This window comes from Micromonospora sp. NPDC004704 (genome assembly GCF_053601675.1).
This window is the reverse complement of record NZ_JBSGCD010000011.1, coordinates 50813-70594: the sequence shown is the minus strand read 5'-3', so window position 1 is coordinate 70594 and position 19782 is coordinate 50813. Positions and strand designations below refer to the sequence as shown.

Here is a 19782-nt window from a genome sequence, read left to right as displayed (position 1 = left end):
TTTCCGCTACAACGCGGACAGTGATCCCGCGTCGGCAGGGTGCGAGTACCGGGCACCACGGCGTTCCGGGGGCGCGGGTGGAGTTTCAGGTGCTCGGTCCACTGTCGGTGAACCGTGCCGATGGGCCGGTCGACCTCCATCACGGCCACAAGCCGATGCTGCTGCTGGCGATCCTGCTGGCCCGCGCACCCCAGGTGGTATCGGTCGACGAGCTGCTGATCGGCGTCTGGGGTGACCGACCGCCCCGATCCGCACGCCCCAACATCCACCAGTACGTCCATCGGCTACGCCTCGCGCTCGGCCCCGAGCGCATCTGCCGGCACCCGTCCGGGTACGCACTGCAGATCGCGGACCACGAATTCGACGCTGCCCGGTTCCGAGCGCTCGCGGCACGAGCCAAGGTCGATCTCGGCGACGCTCGTACCGAGGAAGCCAACCTGAGCCTGCGGTCGGCACTCGACCTCTGGCGGGGACCCGCGTTCGACGGTTTCCTCGACTGCGAGCTGGTGGCGGCAGAGGCCACCCGACTCGAGCAGCAGCGGTGGTCGGTCCGCGAGCGATGGACGGAGACCGAGCTGGCGCTCGGTAGGCACCGGGAGATGGTGGACGTCCTCAGCGAACTCGTGGACGCCCAGCCCTACCGGGAACTGCCTCGGGCCCAACTGATGCTCGCCCTGCACCGCAGCGGCCGGCGGTTGGACGCGCTGGACCTGTATCGCCGCACCCGGAACCTGTTCGTCACCGATCTGGGAGTGGAGCCCGGCGAGGCGTTGCGACTACTACACCAGCGGATCCTCGTCGGAACACCGACCGCCGGTGGCGGCGCCATCGGGAAATCGCAGAATCTCGGCACCCTGAACCAGTTGCCGCCACTGTCGGTCTCCTTCGTCGGTCGGGTCGCCGAACGGGCACAGCTCGTCGAGGCACTCATGGCCGGATCCGCCACGTCCCCGGCGGTGATCGGAATCTCCGGCCTCGGTGGACTCGGTAAGACGAGCATCGCGGTCTGGGCGGCACATTCCGTACTGGATGCCTACCCGGACGGATGCGTCTTCGCCGACCTGCGTGGCACCGACACAAGACCGCCGTCCCATCATGCCGTGCTCGGCGCGTTGCTGCGCGCCCTCGGAATCCAGGGCACGGAGTTGCCGCAGGGACGTACGGCGCGACTCGGCCTGTTCCGGGCGATGACGGCCAACCGTCGCCTGCTTATCGTGCTCGACAACGCCGACAACGAGGCACAGGTCCGTCCGCTGATTCCCGGCGGCCCCGGATGCGGGGTGATCGTCACGTCACGGCGCTTCCTGGCCGGGTTGGAGCGGACCCACACCCTCGAACTGGATCCGCTCACCGACAGCGAGAGTGCCGAGCTGCTACGGACGCATGCCTCCCCACATGCCATCGCAGACAGCACCGGTGTGGCGGACCTGATCCGGTGGTGTGGCGGGCTGCCCCTGGCGATCCGCATCGTCGCGGGTCGGCTGCGGTCACGCAACGCACTCAGCCCGAGCCACCTCGTCCGTCTCCTGCAGGAGGCCGGCAACCCGGTGGACGAGTTGCACCTCGGGGATCTCAACATCCGCAGCACGTTCATGCTCAGCTACCAGCGACTGGGGCCGGCCGCCGCCACACTGCTGGCCCATCTCGGCCGGCTGGGGTACGCGCGTTTCACCCTGGACACCTGCCTGCCGCTGGTGGACGAGACGCACGGGCGGGTCCTCGACGCGCTGGCCGAACTGGACCACGCTGGCCTGATCACGGGTGAGCACCCCGGTCGAGCCATCGGGGCCGCCCGTTACCGGATGCACGATCTCGTCCGGTCCTTCGCCGCCGCCCAGGCTCCGAGCAGGTCGAGCGACGCCTACCGCGGCGTCCTGAAGCGACTGACAAGTCACTACATCGCGAGATTGTGCTCCAGCCGGGACTTCGTGCACGGCGGATCGCTGCACCACCTTCCGATTGTGGTTCCGCCCTCGCGACCCTTTCCCGACGAGGCCGCGGCGCTGGACTGGCTCGACGCCGAGGTGGACAACATCCTCGCGGCGATGCCGGCCATCGGCGAAGCGGGACTCCACGAGGAGGTCTGGCAGGTCGCCTACCTGTTGCGCCCGTACCTTCGCCTCAGGCACCGCTCGGATGACCGGCACACGGTCGGCAGGGCGGGCGTGGAAAGCGCTCGTCTCATCGGGAACCAGCTTGCCGAGGCTCTACTGCTCGAATGCCTGGCGACGGCACACCATGACGACGATCTCAAGAATCCGTCGGCCAAGCTGCACTACGAGCAGGCGCGACAACTGTTCCGTGCGGTCGGAAGCAACATCGGTGTGGCGACGTGCGAGGACCAGCTCGGCACCTATTATCAGAACATCGGCGAACTGGAGCTGTCCGAGCAGCACCACCGCAGGGCACTCGCGGTTCCGGAGTACACGAGCGACCCGGGCAACGCTTGTCGATCGCACATAAGCCTCGGCACCCTGTACGGCCGGCAGGAGCGATACCCCGACGCCGAGCGCGAGTTCACCACGGCGCTCACGCTCGCGATGGATGCCCACGACCAGTACATCGCGTGTTTCGCCCACCACAACCTCGCCTACCTCTACCGTCTCCAGGGACGGCGGGACGAGGCTCTGCTTCACGCGCACGCAGAAATCGAACTGGCAGTCGTCATCAGGAACAAGCTGCGCGAGGCACGCGCACGGGAATTGCTGGGTGACATCCACGGCGAGCACGACCCGAACTCGGCCACGACGGCGTGGCAGCGGGCGGTGGAGCTGTACGAGCAGCTCGGTAGCGATCGGGCCGAGGAAGTGCGGTCCCGGATGCAAAGCACCGGGTAGGTCAGTCGTCGGCAGTATCGTTCACCGATCTGCTGGCCGCGGTGACGATCGGGGACGTGGTGGAGACGAAGCTGCTGGCGGCGGCGCGGTCGGGTGATCCGGATGCGTTCGGCCAACTGGTCGATCCGTTCCGAAACGAGTTGCAGACGCACTGCTACCGGATGCTCGGGTCGATGCACGACGCCGAGGACGCGCTACAGGAGTCGCTGGTACGCGCCTGGCAGGCCCTGGGACGGTTCGACGACCGTGGCTCGATCCGGCCGTGGCTGTACCGGATCGCGACCAACAGGTGCCTGACCCTGATCGAGCGTCGCCGTCGCCGGGAGCTGCCGACCGATCTCAGCCCCGGCGCCGAACCACCGGCGGAGGTCGCGTGGCTGGAGCCGTACCCGGATGCCAGGCTGGGTTGGGCGGACCAGGGGCCGGAGGCGCGCTACGTCGCCCGCGAGGGAGTGGAGCTGGCGTTCGTCGCGGCGCTCCAGCACCTGTCGGCCGGGCAGCGAGCGGTGCTGATCCTGCGCGAGGTGCTCGGGTTCTCCGCCCGCGAGGTCGCCGAACTGCTGGACACCACGGTCGCGGCCGTCAACAGCGCGCTGCAACGGGCGCGCCGGGTTCTCGACGGTCGGCTCCCCCGGGTCACCCAGCAGGCGACCCTCGGGGCCCTCGACGACCGGACCGTACGGCGGCTGGCGGACCGGTACGCGACCGCGTGGGAGAACGGCGACGTCGATGCGATCGTGGCGATGCTCACCGACGACGCCAGGTACGCCATGCCACCGCTGCCACAGTGGTACGAGGGACACGACTCGATCCGAGCGTTCCTGATCGAGAAGCCGCTGACCGTGCGGTGGCGTTTCCTGCCGGCGTACGCGAACGGTCAGGTCGCGTACGGGACCTACCTGTGGGACGACGAGCGGGGGGTCTTCGTGGCGGCGGGGCTCGACCTGGTCGAGTTCCGGGGAACGAAGATCGCCGAGGTGATGTCGTTCCTGATGCCGGAGATCTTCGACCGGTTCGGTCTGCCCGACGAGGTTCCCGAGTAGTCCGGCCGACGATGTTCCGGGAATCCTGCGCCACGCACTACGGGTTCCCCGCGGACAGGGCGGCGATCATGGTGCCGGGTCCGATGACGGCGGGCCGGTCACTGACCTGCCCGTCGCCGAGCTCGACCACCCGCCACACGCCGTCCGCCCGCAGCGCCAGGTCGACGGTCACGAACGGCAGACCCAGACCGGAAACCAGCGGTACGACCGCAGCGAGGTCAACCTCCCGGGCAGGCGCCTCGTCCGGGGTGTCCGGGTGCGGCCCCACCAGTACGCACACCCCGTCGACCCACCAGGTGCGTACCTCGGCGGTGGTGAACCGTTCGAATCGGCGCAGGACAAGACCGCCGACGAAGTCGTCCTCGCGCAACTGGAGGAACCGGCTCGCCACCCGCCACGCGGCCACACCATCGGAGATGTCGGGAATGTAGGCCGCCTCGTGCCAGTGGTGCTTCATCGACTTGGTGTAGTCCCGGAGCACCCCCGGCCCCGCCCCCAACTCGGCGCGTACCCGGTCGAAGTCCGCCCGGTCCGTGCCCGTGGTCCAGGCCGATCGCGGCGTGACCTCGGCCAGCGCCGGATACCAACCGGGTAGCTCGTGTGCCCGGCGGTACTGCTCGCCGGTGGTCCGCAGGGTCACCCCCCTCCCGGCCAGCGCGTCGGCGAACGCGGCGTACCGCTCGCCGCGCAGCATCCAGCCCCGGTAGACCGCCGTACCGCCGCCCTTCACCGAGGCGACGGCCCGCTCGACCTCCTCGCCACGGGCGAGTGCGTCGTGGTCGACCAGGCCGACATCGAGCCCGGCGGCTCGGGCGGCTTCCGCCTCCGGGGCGAAGTGTTCGTCCGGACGGCGGGGACGGAGAGGATTGGCGGGCACCAGCAGCATCACGGGCACATTCTTCCGGCGACGGGCACGGGTCTCCAACCGATATCGGCAGGTTCAGTCGGGTGATCGGGATGCTGCGGGAGCGGGGCGGTGCTTCACTCGCGGTGAAACGGTCACCGGGCGTCCAGTTGGGCGCCGGTCACCGGCACCGGGAGGGTTCCGAGCAGGAACCGGTCCGGGCGGACGATCGTGACCGCCGTCCGGTGTGGCCCGGTGAGCAGGCCGTCGAGGTCCTCGACCACCGGGCAGCCCAGTCCGGTCGGCCGGCTCCGCCCCGGCGCGACGACCGCCAACGCCACCGCCTCCCTGGCCGCCAGCCACTGCCGGGCGCCCGCGTCCAGGTGCCAGAGCGGGTCGCCGCCGTAGCCGAGCACCGCCCAGCGGTGACCGAGCAGGTCGTCGAGGCGGATGACGGCGCCGTCGGGCGTACGGACCCGGGCGTCGGGCAGTTGCCGGCCGGCGCGGGGATGCGGTCCGGCGGTGCCACGGGGCAGGCGCGGGGCGGGTCGGACCTGTCGCCCGGCGAGCCGGTCGAGGCCCGGCACCGCACCGACCGTACGGACGACCGCGCGCAGCAGCGCCGAGCCCAGCCGGCTGCGGGTCTGTACGAGTCGACCGGTACGCAGCGCCATGGCGGTGGTGGCGAGCACGTCGGGGCGCCGCTCCCGCTCGTAGGCGTCGAGCAGTTCGGGGTGGTCGAGCCCGCGCGCGACCTGGGCCAGGCGCCAGGCCAGGTTGGCGGCGTCCCGGATGCCGCTGCCGAGCCCCTGGCCTACGAACGGCGGCATGGAGTGGGCGGCGTCGCCGGCCAGCAGGATCCGTCCCTGCCGCCACCGGGTCGCCATCCGGGCATGGAAGGTGAACACCGCGGCGCGGCGCACCCGTACCGAATCGGGGTCGACCCAGGCGCCGACCAGCTCGCGTACGGTCTGGTCGTCGACCATCCGGGCGGGATCCTCCCCCGGCAGCAGCATCCACTCCCAGCGGTGGGCGCCGGGGCGGAACATCGTGACCAGCGGTCGCGCCGGGTCCAGGACGTATCCGATCGTCGGTTCGGTGTCGGGGCGCGGGTCGGTGGTGACGGCGTCCACGACGAGCCACGGCTCGGGAAAGCTGATTCCCTCGTACCCGAGGCCGAGCAGCGTACGGACCGTGCTGGAGGCGCCGTCGCAGCCGACGAGCCAACCGGCCCGGATCCGGTCACCGTTGTCGAGTTCGGCGGTGACGTGGTCGTCGGCCGGTTCGACCTCGACCACCGATCGACCGGTGCGGAAATCCACCGTGGGCAGTGTGCCGATCCCGGCTCGGATCGCCGCCTCCAGCGCCGGTTGGTCGATCAGCGCACCGGCGGGCGGGGCGTGCTCCCCGGCCGGAATGTTCACCTCGATCAGCGGTCGCCGGTCGGCTCCGTACACCCGTGCCCGGCGTACGTCGGTGGACCAGCCCGAGGCGTCGGCCAGGCCGGGCACCCGGGCGAGGATCCGCCGTACCTCGGGGTCGACGGCGGCGGCGCGAGGCCGTGGACAGGGCTCGTCGTACGGGTCGACCACCGCCACCGTGACGCCGTGCGCGCCGAGCAGGGCGGAGAGCACCCCGCCGACCGGCCCGCATCCGACGACCAGCACGTCGACGTCCGTACCGTTTCCTGCCCTGGTCACGTCCACCCCCGGTGTACGCACCCGACGCTCCGGGCCTTCGCTGTGAGCTGCCGCCCCGACGTGGTCACCCGCCGACCGGCTGCGGCTCTCGTTCGGCCGTGAGCTGCCGGCCACGCCGGACCTGCCGGATGCCCACGAGGATCAGGGTAATCGCCGCGACCGTGAAGGCGATGTCGCTGATCAGCTCCTCCGTCGCGGAGACGGGGCGCCACGGGGCCAGGTAGAAGCCGTCCCAGGCGTGGGTGAGCAGGGCACCCCCGGCCAGCGCGAGCCGGTGTCCCTGGTCCCAGCGTGGACTGCGGGACCAGCGCAGGACGAGCCAGGCCATCCCGGTGAGCAGGGCGAGGCTGATGGCGACCCCGAGCCAGTTCTCCGGCATCCAGAGCAGGCGGGACGCGACGAGGGCGAGCAGCAGGACCAGTACCCGTCGCTCGGGCGCTCCGGCGCCGGGGCGGGTCGGGCGGTCCGGTACGCGGAACGCGGTCACGATGAAGGCGAGCGCGAGAACGGCGGCCACGGTGAGCTGGACCGTGCTGGCACTGAAGCCCTCGGTTTCCTGAAGGTCGGCGTAGATGATGGCGCCGCCGAGCAGGTACAGACCGGCGGTCGCCACCAGACCGGGCGTACGCAACCACGGGGTCGTGCTGCGGCGGGGAAACAGGGACTCGATGACGGCGATCGGTACGCCGATGCTCCAGATGGCGTGTCCGGCGACGAACATCAGTCCGAAGTAGCCGCTCATCCGCAGGCCGGGGACGTGGGCGATGCTCTGGAAGTCCACCCCGGCGTAGTCGGGGTTGAACAGTGACTGGTCGAACAGGCCGGCCTCGATGACGCCGTAGGCCAGCCCGAGCAGCAGCATCGTCGGCCAGCCCCGGCCGGTACGGCGGGCCAGCTCGCGGATCAGCAGCGCACCGCCGCCGTACATCGGTACCAGGAAGATGATCAGCGGCAGGTCGCGGACGGTGTGGCTGCCCATCACGTACTCGCCCACCCAGGGCGCGAGCAGGGCGAGCCCGAGGACGGGCAGCATCCGCCGACCGAGCCGGGGCGGCGGGGCCGGATCGACCGGCGGGGGCTGCTGGGTCATACCGACGAGTCTGGATTCCTCGCGGTGACGCGCACTACGAACCGAAGTCTCGTACCGCCGCGACTTCGGTCTACCGCCGGGTCTGTGCGGTGTTGGATCGACGGCGGCAAGCCGGGACACCGTGACGGAGACGGATGGGGAACAATGTCGGGCGTGGAAGCCCTACGCCTGGTGTTGCTCTATGTCCACCTGATCGGTTTCGCCCTGCTGCTGGGCGGTTCGATCGCCCAGTACGTGAGCGGCGTGCTGCGGATCAATCCGGCGATGCTCTGGGGTGCGGGCATCCAACTCCTCTCCGGCCTGGGGCTCGCGGCACCGCTGCGCGACGGTGACGAGCCGTCGCCGGCCAAACTCCTCACCAAGCTGCTGATCGCCATCGCGATCTTCGTGATGGTGTTCTTCTCCCGCAAGCGGGACGCCGTCAACCGTGGCCACTTCCTCGGCATCATCGTGTTCACCCTGGCCAACGCGGCCGTGGCAGTGTTCTGGCGATGACAACCGGGCGCCAGCGCACGGCGACCCGATGACCGTTCTGCGGGTACGCGGCCGGGCGCTGCCCGACGGCGAGTGGGTCGACCTGTTCGCCGACGGTGACCGGTGGACAACCGATCCGGTGCCGGCCGCCGAGCTGGTCGCCGAGGGGTGGCTGCTTCCCGGACTGGTCGACGCACACACCCATCCGGGGGCGGAGGTGCCGGGCCAGCCCCTGGACGAGGACCTGCTCCGGGCCGACCTGCTGGAACACAGCCGCACCGGCGTCACCATGATCCGTTCGCCCGGACTGGCCGGGGATCCTCCACCGTGGTTCGGCCAGGACCGGGATCTGCCTCGCGCGGTGCACGCGGGACCATGGCTCGCCCAGCACGGTCAGTTCTTCGACGGCTGGGGCGAGCGCGCCGACCACGCCGACCTGCCACGGGTCGCCGCCGCGCAGGCCGCCCGTACCGGCTGGGCGAAGCTCGTCGGCGACTGGGCCCCGGAGCACGAACCGGTCCCGGTGGAGGTGATGCGCGCGGTCGTGCACGCGGTGCACGCCGTCGGAGGGCGGGTCGCGGTGCACTCGCAACAGGCGGCCGGGGGCGCTGCCGCCGTCGCCGCCGGGGTGGACACGGTGGAGCACGGCATGTGCCTGGATCCGGGACTGCTGGACCGGATGGCCGCGCAGGGCACCGCCCTGACGCCCACCCTCAGGGTCATCACGAACTCCCTGGAAAAGCTGCGTACCCGACCGGACAGCGCGTGGCGGCGTTGGTACATGGACGGCGCGGGTGCGCACGCGGCGCTGGTGGCAGCGGCTGCCGAGGCCGGAGTGACCGTACTCGCCGGGACCGACTCGCGACCGCACGGCCGCATCGCCGACGAGGTCCGCGCGCTGGTCGCCGCAGGCGTACGACCGCACGTCGCGGTTGGTGCGGCGTCCTGGACCGCCCGGTCCTACCTCGGGCTCGACGGCCTCGTTGCCGGAGCGCCCGCGGACGTCGTGGTCTACGACGAGGATCCGCGGGCCGACCTCGCCCAACTGGACTCGCCTCGGGCGGTCGTGCTGCGCGGTCGCCTCGTCCGACGCCGGTAGCCGCCCACTTCCGCCTGTCGCCGGTGCGGGTGACCGGCCACCTGGCAAACTGCCGGTCATGGATCGGGAGCGGGTGACCGACTGGGTTGCGGCGTACGAGCGGGCGTGGCGTACGCCGGGGACCGACCCGCTGGCCACGATCTTCACCACCGACGCGAGTTACCTGCAGGGGCCGTACCGGCAACCGGTGCTGGGGCTGCCCGCCATCGCCCGGATGTGGGAGGCCGAGCGCGAGGGGCCGGACGAGGCGTTCCGGATGACCAGTGAGGTGGTCGCGGTCGACGGTGACACCGCGGTCGTACGCGCCGAGGTGCACTACGGCGAGCCGACAAACCAGGAATTCCGCGATCTGTGGATCCTGCGTTTCGCCGACGACGGCCGCTGCCGCGCGTTCGAGGAGTGGCCGTTCTGGCCGCCGAATGCCGGGGACACGTCGCAGGAATAGCTCACCGAATGCCGTCGAATCAGTGCCCGCGAATTCGATCGTATTCGTAGACCATTGCACGGCGGGTGCCGGGACAAGATAATGGTGCCCGACCGGCCCGGCGACCCCCTCTGCGACCGGCGGTGATTCCGGTCAGTCGGCCGACACGGTGCCGATACCTCGCACAACCACCACTCCAGCGCCGATCGTTCCACTGGACAGCGCCGTACGTTCATCGGGGCTTTGATTTGGCACGGTGGTCAACCGATTGCGGCCGGGCATGATGTTCGGGGCCAGTCATGAGCGTACAACTGCCGAAAAGGCGCAGTCCGTGCTGGCCGAACGCCGAACCGGCGTAGAAGGAGGAAGTGTGCGAATCTCGGTTGCCCGAACAGTTGCGCTACTGGCGGCGTCCAGCGCGGCGCTTGCCATTACCGCCTGTGCGCCCCCGGAGAAGGAAAGCGCCGCGTCGAACAGCGACGCGGCCAAGGCCGTGAGCGTGAGCGACCTCGGTGGGCTCGACAAGCTCGTCGAGGCCGCCAAGAAGGAGGGGCAGCTCAACGTGATCGCGCTGCCGCCGGACTGGGCCAACTACGGCGAGATCATCAAGGCGTTCAACGCGAAGTACGGCATCAAGGTCAACTCCGCTCAGCCGGACGCGTCCAGCCAGGACGAGATCAACGCCGCGAACCAGCTCAAGGGCCAGGACGGCGCCCCGGACGTGTTCGACCTCAGCGGCGCGGTGGCGTCGGCCAACACCTCGATGTTCGCCCCGTACAAGGTGGCGACCTGGGACGACGTGCCGGCGGCGCTCAAGGACGCCAACGGCACCTGGGTCAACGACTACGGCGGCTACATGTCGATCGGCTACGACGCGAGCAAGGTCCCGGCGCCGCAGAGCGTGGCGGACCTGCTCAAGCCGGAGTTCAAGGGCAAGGTGGCGCTCAACGGCGACCCGACCCAGGCCGGCGCGGCGTTCAGCGGCGTGGTCATGGCGGCCCTGGGCAACGGTGGCTCGGCCGACGACGTCAGCAAGGGCATCGACTTCTTCGGCCAGCTCAAGAAGGCCGGCAACTTCCTGCCGGTCGACCCGACCTCGACCACTGTCGAGTCGGGCCAGACGCCGGTCGTCATCGACTGGGACTACCTGAACGTCGCCCAGGGCGCCAAGCTCCAGGGCAAGCTCGACTGGAAGACCGTCGTACCGTCGAACGCGGTTGTCGGCTCCTACTACGTGCAGGCGATCAGCAAGGACGCCCCGCACCCGGCCGCAGCCCGGCTGTGGCAGGAGTTCCTCTACTCCGACGAGGGCCAGAACCTGTGGCTCGGCGGTGGCGCGCGTCCGGTACGGGCCGATGCAATGGTCAAGGCCGGCACCCTCGACCAGGCCGCGTACGGCAAGCTCCCCGTCACCAGCGGCGAGCCGGTGTTCCTGACCGACCCGCAGACCGCTAAGGCCAAGGAGAGCCTGGCGGCCAACTGGGCGAAGGCAGTGGGCTGACCGACGATGACCGTCGTTACGCCCCACCCGGACCCCGTGGCGCCCGCGCCCGGGGTCCGGCCCGCCCCGGCCGCCCGGCGCCGGATCAGCCTGCCGGGCCGTGACCTGCTCGGCGTCGTACCGTTCTTCGCATTCATCGTGCTGTTCCTGGCGATCCCCACCCTGGTGGTGGTGATCGGCGCGTTCACCGGCGACGGCGGCGGCTTCACCCTCGACAACCTGTCGGCGATCGGTACCTCATACATCATGGAGGCGTTCGGGCGCAGCATCCTGCTCTCCGCCGTCACCGCCGCGATCGGCGCGGTCCTCGGCGGGCTGCTCGCGTACGCGTTGGTCACCGCGAAGCCGGACGGCGTCCTGCGCCGGGTCGTCACCTCGGCGTCCGGTGTCCTCGCCCAGTTCGGCGGGGTGACCCTCGCGTTCGCGTTCGTCGCCACCATCGGGCTGAGCGGGTTCGTGACGGTGTTCCTCCGGGACCATCTCGGCGTCGACATCTACGCCCACGGGGTGTGGCTGTTCGAGCTGCCCGGCCTGCTGCTGGTCTACACCTACTTCCAGGTGCCGCTGATGGTGATCGTGTTCCTGCCCGCGCTCGATGGCATTCGTCCACAGTGGCGGGAGGCGGCGGAGAGCCTGGGCGGGTCGACCTGGCAGTACTGGCGAATGGTGGCGATGCCGCTGCTCGCCCCGCCGTTCCTCGGCTCGACGCTGCTGCTGTTCGCCAACGCCTTCTCGGCGTACGCGACCGCCGCGGCGCTGGTCAGCCAGGGCAGCCCGATCATCCCGCTGCAGATCCGGGGCGCCCTGACCAGCGAGGTGATCCTCGGCCAGCAGAACCTGGGCAAGGCCATGGCCCTCGGCATGATCGTGGTGGTCGCGCTGGTGATGTGGCTCTACGCGGTGCTACAGCGAAGGAGTTCGCGATGGCTGGGGTGACCCGACGCCGCGCCCGACGCCAGCGGGCCTTCCGCTGGACGATCGTCACCCTGCTCGGCATCTTCTTCCTGCTGCCGCTGGTGGCGATGCTGGAGTTCACCACCCGTGGCCCGAACGGCACGTACACCCTGGAGACCTGGAAGCTGCTGGTCGACTGGGGTCAGCTCGGCGAGACCTACCCGGATCTGGCGACCGGTGTCGTGAACTCGTTCGGGCTGGTGCTGCTCACCGTCGCGCTCACCCTGCTGCTCCTGGTGCCGACCGTCGTCTGGGTACGGCTACGCCTGCCCCGGATGCGCCGGCTGGTGGAGTTCCTCTGCCTGCTGCCGCTGACCATCCCGGCGATCGTGCTGGTGGTCGGGCTCGCCCCGGTGTACGCGTGGGTCACCTACTTCCTCGGCGGTTCGGCGCTCACGCTCACGTTCGCGTACACGATTCTGGTGCTCCCGTACGCGTACCGGTCGATCGACGCGGGACTGTCCGCGATCGACGTACGGACCCTGGCCGAGGCGTCCCGGAGTCTCGGGGCGAGCTGGGCGACGGTGATCTGGCGGGTGGTGCTGCCGAACATCCGCTCGGCGGTGCTGTCGGCCGCGTTCCTCACCGTCGCGCTGGTACTGGGCGAGTTCACCATCGCGTCCCTGCTCAACCGCAGCAACCTCCAGGTCGCGATCAACCTGCTCGGCAAGAGCAGCGCCACGATGTCGGTCGCGGTCTCGCTGACCGCGCTGGTGCTCGCATTTGTCCTACTGATGCTCTTGTCCCTCGTCGGCGGCGGCCGACGCCGGACTTCCCCGAAGGAGACACGGTGACCGGTACCACCAGCGTCGCCGCCGCGCCCGGCGAGCGCGACGGCGCCCGGCAGGGCGTCACGGTACGACTCGAATCGCTGCACCGCCGGTTCGGCAACACCTCCGCCCTGGACGGGCTCGACCTGGAACTCGCCCCCGGTGAGCTGGTCGCGCTCCTCGGCCCGTCCGGCTGCGGCAAGACCACCGCGCTGCGGGTCCTCGCCGGGCTGGAGGAGGCCGACTCGGGGCGGGTCCTGGTCGACGGCGAGGACATCACGAACCGGCCGGTGAACCGGCGCGACATGGGGATGGTCTTCCAGGCGTACAGCCTGTTCCCGCACCTGACCGCGCGGGAGAACGTGGAGTTCGGGCTGCGCCTGCGCGGCCGACCCGCCGCCGCCCGGCGGGAGCGGGCCGGCGACATGCTCGACCTGGTCGGCATCGGCGGTCACGCCGACAAGTACCCGCACCAGCTCTCCGGTGGTCAGCAACAGCGGGTGGCGCTCGCCCGCGCGCTCGCCATCCAGCCCCGGGTGCTGCTGCTCGACGAGCCGCTGTCGGCGCTCGACGCCAAGGTCCGGGTCCAGTTGCGCGACGAGATCCGCCGGATCCAGATCGAGGTCGGCACCACCACCCTGTTCGTCACCCACGACCAGGAGGAGGCCCTGGCGGTGGCCGACCGGGTCGGGGTGATGCGCGGCGGACGGCTGGAGCAGTTGGGGCCGCCGGCGGAGATCTACCTGCGTCCGGCGAGCGCGTTCGTGGCCGACTTCGTCGGCCTCAGCAACCGGCTGCCCGGCCGGGTCAACGCCGACACGGTGGAGGTGCTCGGCGCCACCCTGCCGCTGGTGGAGCCGGCCGACGCACCGTCGGACAAGACCGTGCCGGTGACCGCGCTGGTCCGCCCGGAGGCGGTCGACGTGGTCGCCCATCCGGACGGCAGCGGGCGCGTACTCGCGGCCAGCTTCCTCGGCCCGATCAGCCGGGTAACGGTGACGATGCCGGACGACACCCTGGTGGTCGCCCAGGTCTCCAGCTCCCGCCTGACCGAGTTCACCCCCGGCACCCCCGTCCGCGTCACCCTCCACCCCTCCCCCGTCGCCCTGGCCCGCTGACCCGCGCTTCCCGCGCTTCCCGCGCATGCGGCTGCTGTAGAGAAAGAGTGGCTATTCCGAGCTGGATGGCCACTCTTTCTCTACAGGAGGGGTCCAGCTCAGGGGATGGTGATGACGATCTTGCCTCGGCCGTGGCCGGTTTCCATGGCGCGGTGGGCGTCGGCGGCGCGGGAGAGGGGGAAGGTTTCGCGGATGTGTAGGCGGAGCAGGTTGCGGTGGTGCAGGTCGACCAGTTCGGCGAGCCGGGCGGCGGAGCGCAGGGCGGGGGTGAGCAGGATGCCGAGCGGTTCCGCCTGGTCGTGCTCGACCAGGGTGAGGATCCGCTTGCGGTCGGGCACCAGTTCCAGCGAGACCCGCAGCGCGTCGCCGCCGGCCCCGTCGAGCGCCGCCGAGACACCGCCGGGCGCGAGGGCCCGGACCCGGTCGGCCAGACCGTCCCCGTACGCGACGGGGGTGGCGCCGAGCCCGCGCAGGTAGTCGTGGTTCTCCTCGCGGGCGGTGCCGATGACGGTGGCGCCCCACAGTTGGGCGAGTTGCACCGCCACGGTACCGACCGCGCCGGCCGCCCCGTGAACGAGCAGCACATCCCCGGGACCCACGCCCAGGGTCTGGAGGGCGATGTGGGCGGTCTGCGCACCGGCGGTGAAGCCACCCGCGACCGTCCAGGGCAGGGACTCCGGCTTGGGCGTGATCTGGTCGGCGGGGATGACCAGCTGTTCGGCGTAGCAGTTGAGCTGGCCGAAGCCGAGCACCTCGGCGCCGACGGTCACCCCGGTCACCTCCGGCCCGACCTGGTCCACGATCCCGGCGAACTCGTTGCCGGGCACCCGGGGGAAACCCCGCCCGGTACCGGGCGGGGTCCAACCGGCACGGACCGCGCAGTCGTACGGCTGCACTCCGGCCGCCTTTATCCGGACCCGTACCTGGCCGGTGCCCGCCTGCGGGGTCTCCAGTTCCATCAACCGGAGCACCTCCGGGCCGCCGAACTCGGTGAACGCGGCTGCTCTCATCGCCACACATCCTCTCCTCGTGGAGAGGACAGTCTCCGACCTCAACATTGATTGAGGTCAAGCGTCGCGGACACCGCTGTCCCGCCCGGGCCGGAGCATCGCCGGATGCAGCAGGGGGGCCTCCCCGCGCCGGTACAGCACCGCCGGCCGACCCGTCGGCGGAATTCGCCGCTCCTTTGTGGCCACCACGAAGTCGTCGACCCCGGTGACCTTGCGATGGAAGTTGCGCGGGTCGAGCCGTACGCCCCAGACCGCCTCGTAGACCGCGCGCAGGTCGCTGATGGTGAACAGTTCCTGGCAGAACTCGGTGGCCAGGGGCGAGTACTCCAGTTTGGCGCGGGCCCGGTCGGTGGCGTCGCGCAGCAGCACATGGTGGTCGAAGGCGAGCCGGCCGGGGCTGAGCAGATCGTCGTCGACCGGCGCCCACCGGGCCGTCGCGGCGTCCGTGCCGGCGACCGGTGTCGGCAGGTCCGGTGCGATCGCCAGGTACGCGACCGACGCGATCCGCCCGCGCGGGTCCCGGTCCGGGTGCCCGTAGGTACGCACCTGCTCCAGGTAGAGCCGCCGACCGTCAATCCCGGTCTCCTCGGCGAGTTCGCGTACGGCGGTGTCGTCGAGATCCTCACCCGCCCGGACGAACCCGCCCGGCAGGGCTGGTTGGCCCATGAACGGCTCCTTGCCCCGCTCGATCAGCAGAACGTGCAACCGGCCCTGACGGATGGTCAGGATGACCAGGTCGATGGCGATCCGGAACGGGCTCGGTGGACGGGCAGGCACAGTGCGAGGGTAACCATAGAGTCCGCCCGTACCCGTCAGGCGGTTCGCGGCCGGCGGGTGGGACGGACCCCGGTTCGCCCGGATCGGACCGGCCCGACCGCTCGACCGGCGCGGTCCGGCGGCGGCGGTCATGCCGGGCCCGTGCCGATCCCGCGCGGCCCGCCGCTGATCGGCGCCGGCTGCCCACTGGCCCAGATCAGGTCGAACTCGCTGGCAAAATGGCGGTACCAGATCGGATCGCGACCGGCGTTGAGGGTGATCACCGCCTCCGGGCCGGCCGGCCGGTGGGAGTAGATGTCGACGGAGATCCGGCCGTCCACCTTCGCCGGGTCGACCAGGGTCAGGCCGAACGCCGGGACGAACTGGAGGAAACGCACCTCCAGCCGGCCGGTCACGTCGAGGCCGGCGGCCAGATGCTGCAACAGGTCGATGGTCGGTTGCAACCGGTGTTCGAAGACCCGCGCGTTGTCCGGTACGGCGTTGCGGCGGGCCGCCTCGCGAGGGCCGGGGCCGTCCGGGTCGAGGATGGCGACCCGGATCGACGCCCCGGCCGCCAGTCGCCGCTCCAGGTCGTGCAGGTGGCTGCGGATGGTCCGGCTCAGGGTGACCCCGACCAGGCGGATGTCCTCCGCGTCGTCGATCCGCAACACGGTTCCCGGGCCGGCGGCGGTGATCAACCGGTCGACGGACTCGGTCAGGCCCACCCTGCCCAACGACTTCGCCAGGTCCCGGATCGCGGAGTCGAGCCGGCGCATCCGCCGGCGGCCGGTCAACAGGTCGAAGACGATCAGACCGAGGATGGACAGGGTGGCGGCCGAGACGATCGCCGGGCTCGCCACGTCGAGAAGGCTGAGCAGGCCGACGGCCAACGCCAGGCTCGCGGTGAGGTACGCCTCCAACTCCCGACCCGCCAGTCGAAACCACCACGACCTGCGGGCGGGCGTACGCAACTCCTCCCGTCCCGGTCGCGGACCGCCGGCCGGCCTCACTGCCCGGCCCCGGTCAACCAGAGGTACGGCAGCAGCCGTTCCATCACCGCCGCGGCGTGCCGGGCGGCGAGGTCGTGATGCTCGTGTCCCTTGTTCCGGTCGGCCAGATCCGAGATGCCCCGGATGGTCAGCCACCCGCGCAGCGTCTGGTCGACGTTGATCTCCTCGTAGAACGCCTGGGCCACACCGCCCGCCTCGGTCTCCACCGCGAGCGTCCGTTCGTTGAACCGCTCCAGGTAGATCCGGATATCCGAGTCGGCATCAGTGATCACCGCGTCGCCGGATCCGACCGGACCACGGTGGATCCGGAAGTGCTCGTCCGGCTCGAGTTTGACGGTTCCCCGGTGCCGTACGAAGAACTCGTTGAGCCGGTGCAGCAGGACCGGCGCGATCGTCTGCGCCTGTCCCCGCCGCAGGATCCCGGTCGGTGTCTCCTTCCGGGCGTCGTAGTAGATCACCTCGTCGGAGATCACCACGTCGCCGATGTCCAGCCTCGACCTGATCCCACCGGCGATGCCGACCAGCAGGACGATCGGCGGCCGGTAGTGCTGGCGCAGGTCGCGGTAGGCGAGGGCGGCGGACCGGGGGCCGTGTTGCAGGGTCTGCATGGCGACCGTACGGAGGGTGCCGTGGTCGGTACGGACCGACGCCTCGTGCACCTGCGCCCCGCCGAACATCTGGTACGACGTGTAGTCCGTCATCCGGCCCAGCACGTCGACCACCGCCGACATCTCCTCCGGCAGGACGGTGAGGATGCCGATGTCGGCCCGCTGCCCGCCACCTCCCCGGTCTTCCCGGCCACGGCCGGCGGCCCGATGCCGGGGCGGTTCCGGCTCATGGTGGATCGTCTGGTTGCCGACGGCGGAACCACCGACGGTGATACTGCCCGATCCGGTGACCAGCGCCCCGATGTTGCGGGTGCCGTCGCGGTCCTCCGTCTCCCCTCCCATCAGGCACCCGCGCCGGGTACGGGCGCCGGTGCGGCTCCCTCCTGCTGCTGGGTCCCGATCGCGTCGCCGTACACGTTGATGCTGCCGCTGCCGGTGACCACCGCACCGGCGCTGAGCAGGGTCATCGCCCGCTGCCGGTACTCGCTGGTGTCCACGCCCCGACTCTGGAGGAAGTCGAGGATGGCGGCCAGGACCCGGCGCTCGATGACCCGCTGGTACTTCACGATGTCCTGGCTCTGGGTGTGGTTGCGGGCGTCCGGTGCGGTGCCCATCTCCCGGACGCTGGACTGGGCCCCGTAGTCGTAGCCCAGGGCCAACTCACCAGCGGCGGACGCGCTCGACCGGGCGAACGAGGCGACCACGCCGTCGTATCCGGCGCGGAGCAGGTTGAGCGGGGCCAGCGCGACGGTCAGCGGACTCCCGACGATGCCGCCGAGGATTCCCTTGAGGTAGGCGGTCGGTCCGGTGCCGTCCACCTGGTCGATGATCCGGTACCGCTCGTTGCAGGGTGGCAGGGCCATCGAGGTCAGTTCGGTGTAGAGCGACTTGCCCTGCACGGCGAAGTGGACGTACACGGTGGTGACCAGCTCACCGTGCCAGGAGACCACCTGGCAGACCAGGTAGTGCCGGGCCGGCGCCGTCGGGTACCGGACGACCTGGTCGACCTGTTCCTGCGGCAGGTACGGAACCAGCCGACTGGCCTCCGTTCCGGCGAGGAACACCCGGTCGGAGACGGTGAGCCCCGGCAGTTGCTGTTCCGGGTTGGCGGTCCCGATCAGGCCCCGCAGGTGGTCGCGTACGTGCGCGATGATGTCCTGTGCCTTGAACGGTGGCTGCTCGAACTCCCGTTCGGCCTCCGGCCGGTGCCGGCCGAGCGGGTCGGCGCCGCGGACCAGCCGCTGGGCGAAGCCCCAGGACTTCAGGATGTTGCCCGAGCCGATGAACGGCCAGTATCCGGCGTAGATGACGACGTTCCCGCCGCCCTGACGGTGGATCTCGTCGAAGCGCGGCGACGGCGCGGTGGTGGCGATCGGCTGCCCCGGCGCGAGCCGGTCGAGGTGCCACTGCCGCCACGCGCTCATGGCGACCGGCACCGCGATCAGCAGGGGCAACAGGACTAAAACGCCCAGGGTCAGGACGGTGTTGGCGGCGTAGATCTCCTCCAGGTCCTCGCCGGCGGAGAGGGCGGAGACGATGAAGGGGAGGCTGAGCAGAAACAGCGCGATCGTGGCGATCGTGTACTGAAGGAACAGCGTGAGGATCCGACCGAGGACGGCCAGGCCGCTGGACGGTTTGTCGCTCTGCATCTCCACCGCGGTCTTGCGCAGGACCCGCCAGGTCGCGACCCCCAGGTGGATGAAGAGCAGCACGTTCAGCGCGGCGAGCGCGGCGAACGGTGCGGCACAGAAGGAGATGACCAGCAGGCCGACGATGATCGCGTCGCGGATGTTCGCCATCTTCGCCGCGCGCAGGCAGTGATCGAGGACGGTGATGACGTCGTAACCGTACGACGGTGCGACCAGTCGCCTGACCTGGTGGTAGACCTGGTTCAGGCTCGCCCGACGGAAGCGGTCGTCGAGGTACGCACCGGCGCTGAGGTGCCGGGTGGCGCTGGAGACACGGTGCACGGGTGCCGGGCCACCGTTGGTGGATCCGTCGGGGTAGGCGCCGGGTGGGGCGGGTGCGGCCCGGAACTGGTCGGAACCGGTCGCCTGGTGCGGGAGTTCTGGATTCGTCATGACGTCCATCCATCGACTGTCGATTGTGCCGGGAGGCTTGCCGGACCTGCGTCGTGGAGCTGGCGTTGCGAGGTCGTGCCGGACGACGGAGCGGTTGGCGGTCGATCACCCGACCATTTTCGTCAGACTGACACTAAGTCGAAGGTAGAAGCCGATCCAAGTTCATGTCAAGTAGACGATTAGGTGTCGACCAGCAACAACAGCCCCGGCCGGTTCAGCGATGCGCGATAACGTAACCACCGACAGTGATCGACTGCGTCGGGTGAGCGGTCGCCCGCCGACCCCGACAAGCCGGCGACCGGGTCCACTGTGCCGGTTCCGACCGGCTGATCGACGCACCCGGACGTGCCGGTCGGACACCGCCCCACCTCGGTCGATGGCGGAAACGATCCGTCCGCGAGGGACGCCGGCACCCGCCTCCCGACCACCGTCCACCACCCGTACCGAGTACGGCGCCGAGAAT

At 70.5% G+C, this 19782-nt stretch carries 17 protein-coding genes; 9 read left to right on the top strand and 8 right to left on the bottom strand.

Going from position 1 to position 19782, the window contains the following annotated elements; genetic code table 11:
- Window positions 1-77: 77 nt before the first annotated feature.
- Together ACWEFB_RS17460 and ACWEFB_RS17455 are read left to right on the top strand one after the other, a co-directional pair.
- A complete protein-coding gene (locus tag ACWEFB_RS17460; protein WP_452286555.1) occupies window positions 78-2837 on the top strand; it encodes a BTAD domain-containing putative transcriptional regulator in 2760 nt (919 codons plus the stop codon).
- Window positions 2838-2884: 47 nt separating this feature from the next.
- Window positions 2885-3880, top strand: coding sequence for a sigma-70 family RNA polymerase sigma factor (locus ACWEFB_RS17455; RefSeq protein WP_452286821.1), 996 nt, complete (start codon window positions 2885-2887; stop codon window positions 3878-3880).
- A gap of 37 nt (window positions 3881-3917) precedes the next feature.
- On the opposite strand, the gene ACWEFB_RS17450 is transcribed toward ACWEFB_RS17455, so the two are convergent.
- The 3 genes from ACWEFB_RS17450 to ACWEFB_RS17440 form a co-directional block, all read right to left on the bottom strand.
- Entirely contained in the window at window positions 3918-4766 is an 849-nt protein-coding gene (locus tag ACWEFB_RS17450; protein ID WP_452286553.1) for an ATP-grasp domain-containing protein, read from the bottom strand.
- Window positions 4767-4879: 113 nt separating this feature from the next.
- Window positions 4880-6445 carry a bifunctional 3-(3-hydroxy-phenyl)propionate/3-hydroxycinnamic acid hydroxylase gene (locus ACWEFB_RS17445; protein WP_452286551.1) on the bottom strand — a complete coding sequence of 522 codons (1566 nt, stop codon included), beginning with the start codon at window positions 6443-6445 and terminating at the stop codon, window positions 4880-4882.
- Between the two features lie 43 nt (window positions 6446-6488).
- The gene (locus ACWEFB_RS17440; protein ID WP_452286549.1) at window positions 6489-7514 is read right to left on the bottom strand and encodes a hypothetical protein; all 1026 of its coding nucleotides are present in this window, start codon (window positions 7512-7514) and stop codon (window positions 6489-6491) included.
- A 153-nt stretch (window positions 7515-7667) separates the two neighbouring features.
- Between ACWEFB_RS17440 and ACWEFB_RS17435 the strand changes: the two genes are divergently transcribed.
- The 7 genes from ACWEFB_RS17435 (at window position 7668) to ACWEFB_RS17405 (ending at window position 13854) form a co-directional block, all read left to right on the top strand.
- Window positions 7668-8009 carry a hypothetical protein gene (locus ACWEFB_RS17435; protein ID WP_326559001.1) on the top strand — a complete coding sequence of 114 codons (342 nt, stop codon included), beginning with the start codon at window positions 7668-7670 and terminating at the stop codon, window positions 8007-8009.
- A gap of 28 nt (window positions 8010-8037) precedes the next feature.
- Entirely contained in the window at window positions 8038-9087 is a 1050-nt protein-coding gene (locus ACWEFB_RS17430) for an amidohydrolase family protein (RefSeq protein ID WP_452286547.1), read from the top strand.
- A 58-nt stretch (window positions 9088-9145) separates the two neighbouring features.
- A complete protein-coding gene (locus ACWEFB_RS17425; RefSeq protein ID WP_452286545.1) occupies window positions 9146-9532 on the top strand; it encodes a YybH family protein in 387 nt (128 codons plus the stop codon).
- 349 nt (window positions 9533-9881) lie between these two features.
- Window positions 9882-11012, top strand: a complete 1131-nt coding sequence (locus ACWEFB_RS17420) for an ABC transporter substrate-binding protein (protein ID WP_452286543.1) — start codon at window positions 9882-9884, stop codon at window positions 11010-11012.
- Between the two features lie 6 nt (window positions 11013-11018).
- Entirely contained in the window at window positions 11019-11948 is a 930-nt protein-coding gene (locus ACWEFB_RS17415; RefSeq protein ID WP_452286541.1) for an ABC transporter permease, read from the top strand.
- Entirely contained in the window at window positions 11936-12760 is an 825-nt protein-coding gene (locus ACWEFB_RS17410; RefSeq protein ID WP_452286539.1) for an ABC transporter permease, read from the top strand. Before ACWEFB_RS17415 ends, ACWEFB_RS17410 begins: the two co-directional genes overlap by 13 nt.
- The gene (locus ACWEFB_RS17405) at window positions 12757-13854 is read left to right on the top strand and encodes an ABC transporter ATP-binding protein (RefSeq protein ID WP_452286537.1); all 1098 of its coding nucleotides are present in this window, start codon (window positions 12757-12759) and stop codon (window positions 13852-13854) included. The genes ACWEFB_RS17410 and ACWEFB_RS17405 overlap by 4 nt, the downstream gene beginning before the upstream one ends.
- Before the next feature lie 98 nt (window positions 13855-13952).
- Here the strand turns inward: ACWEFB_RS17405 and ACWEFB_RS17400 are convergent, their stop codons facing one another.
- From ACWEFB_RS17400 to ACWEFB_RS17380, 5 genes are all read right to left on the bottom strand, one after another.
- Window positions 13953-14864 carry an NADP-dependent oxidoreductase gene (locus ACWEFB_RS17400; RefSeq protein ID WP_452286819.1) on the bottom strand — a complete coding sequence of 304 codons (912 nt, stop codon included), beginning with the start codon at window positions 14862-14864 and terminating at the stop codon, window positions 13953-13955.
- Between the two features lie 57 nt (window positions 14865-14921).
- Window positions 14922-15641, bottom strand: coding sequence for an NUDIX hydrolase (locus ACWEFB_RS17395; RefSeq protein WP_452286535.1), 720 nt, complete (start codon window positions 15639-15641; stop codon window positions 14922-14924).
- A gap of 128 nt (window positions 15642-15769) precedes the next feature.
- Window positions 15770-16630 (bottom strand): hypothetical protein, encoded by an 861-nt coding sequence (locus ACWEFB_RS17390; protein ID WP_452286533.1) that lies wholly within the window; start codon window positions 16628-16630, stop codon window positions 15770-15772.
- The gene (locus tag ACWEFB_RS17385) at window positions 16627-17580 is read right to left on the bottom strand and encodes a 5'-methylthioadenosine/S-adenosylhomocysteine nucleosidase family protein (protein WP_452286532.1); all 954 of its coding nucleotides are present in this window, start codon (window positions 17578-17580) and stop codon (window positions 16627-16629) included. The genes ACWEFB_RS17390 and ACWEFB_RS17385 overlap by 4 nt, the downstream gene beginning before the upstream one ends.
- Window positions 17580-19319 (bottom strand): hypothetical protein, encoded by a 1740-nt coding sequence (locus ACWEFB_RS17380; protein ID WP_452286530.1) that lies wholly within the window; start codon window positions 19317-19319, stop codon window positions 17580-17582. The genes ACWEFB_RS17385 and ACWEFB_RS17380 overlap by 1 nt, the downstream gene beginning before the upstream one ends.
- Between the last annotated feature and the right edge of the window lie 463 nt (window positions 19320-19782).

Excerpts from the sequence above, each read along its gene's own strand:
- ACWEFB_RS17425 (WP_452286545.1), top strand. The coding sequence starts at position 9,146 with ATGGATCGGGAGCGGGTGACCGACTGGGTTGCGGCGTACGAGCGGGCG.
- ACWEFB_RS17380 (WP_452286530.1), bottom strand. The coding sequence starts at position 19,319 with ATGACGAATCCAGAACTCCCGCACCAGGCGACCGGTTCCGACCAGTTC.
- ACWEFB_RS17430 (WP_452286547.1), top strand. The coding sequence starts at position 8,038 with ATGACCGTTCTGCGGGTACGCGGCCGGGCGCTGCCCGACGGCGAGTGG.
- ACWEFB_RS17440 (WP_452286549.1), bottom strand. The coding sequence starts at position 7,514 with ATGACCCAGCAGCCCCCGCCGGTCGATCCGGCCCCGCCGCCCCGGCTC.
- ACWEFB_RS17450 (WP_452286553.1), bottom strand. The coding sequence starts at position 4,766 with ATGCTGCTGGTGCCCGCCAATCCTCTCCGTCCCCGCCGTCCGGACGAA.
- ACWEFB_RS17400 (WP_452286819.1), bottom strand. The coding sequence starts at position 14,864 with ATGAGAGCAGCCGCGTTCACCGAGTTCGGCGGCCCGGAGGTGCTCCGG.
- ACWEFB_RS17385 (WP_452286532.1), bottom strand. The coding sequence starts at position 17,580 with ATGGGAGGGGAGACGGAGGACCGCGACGGCACCCGCAACATCGGGGCG.
- ACWEFB_RS17415 (WP_452286541.1), top strand. The coding sequence starts at position 11,019 with ATGACCGTCGTTACGCCCCACCCGGACCCCGTGGCGCCCGCGCCCGGG.
- ACWEFB_RS17410 (WP_452286539.1), top strand. The coding sequence starts at position 11,936 with ATGGCTGGGGTGACCCGACGCCGCGCCCGACGCCAGCGGGCCTTCCGC.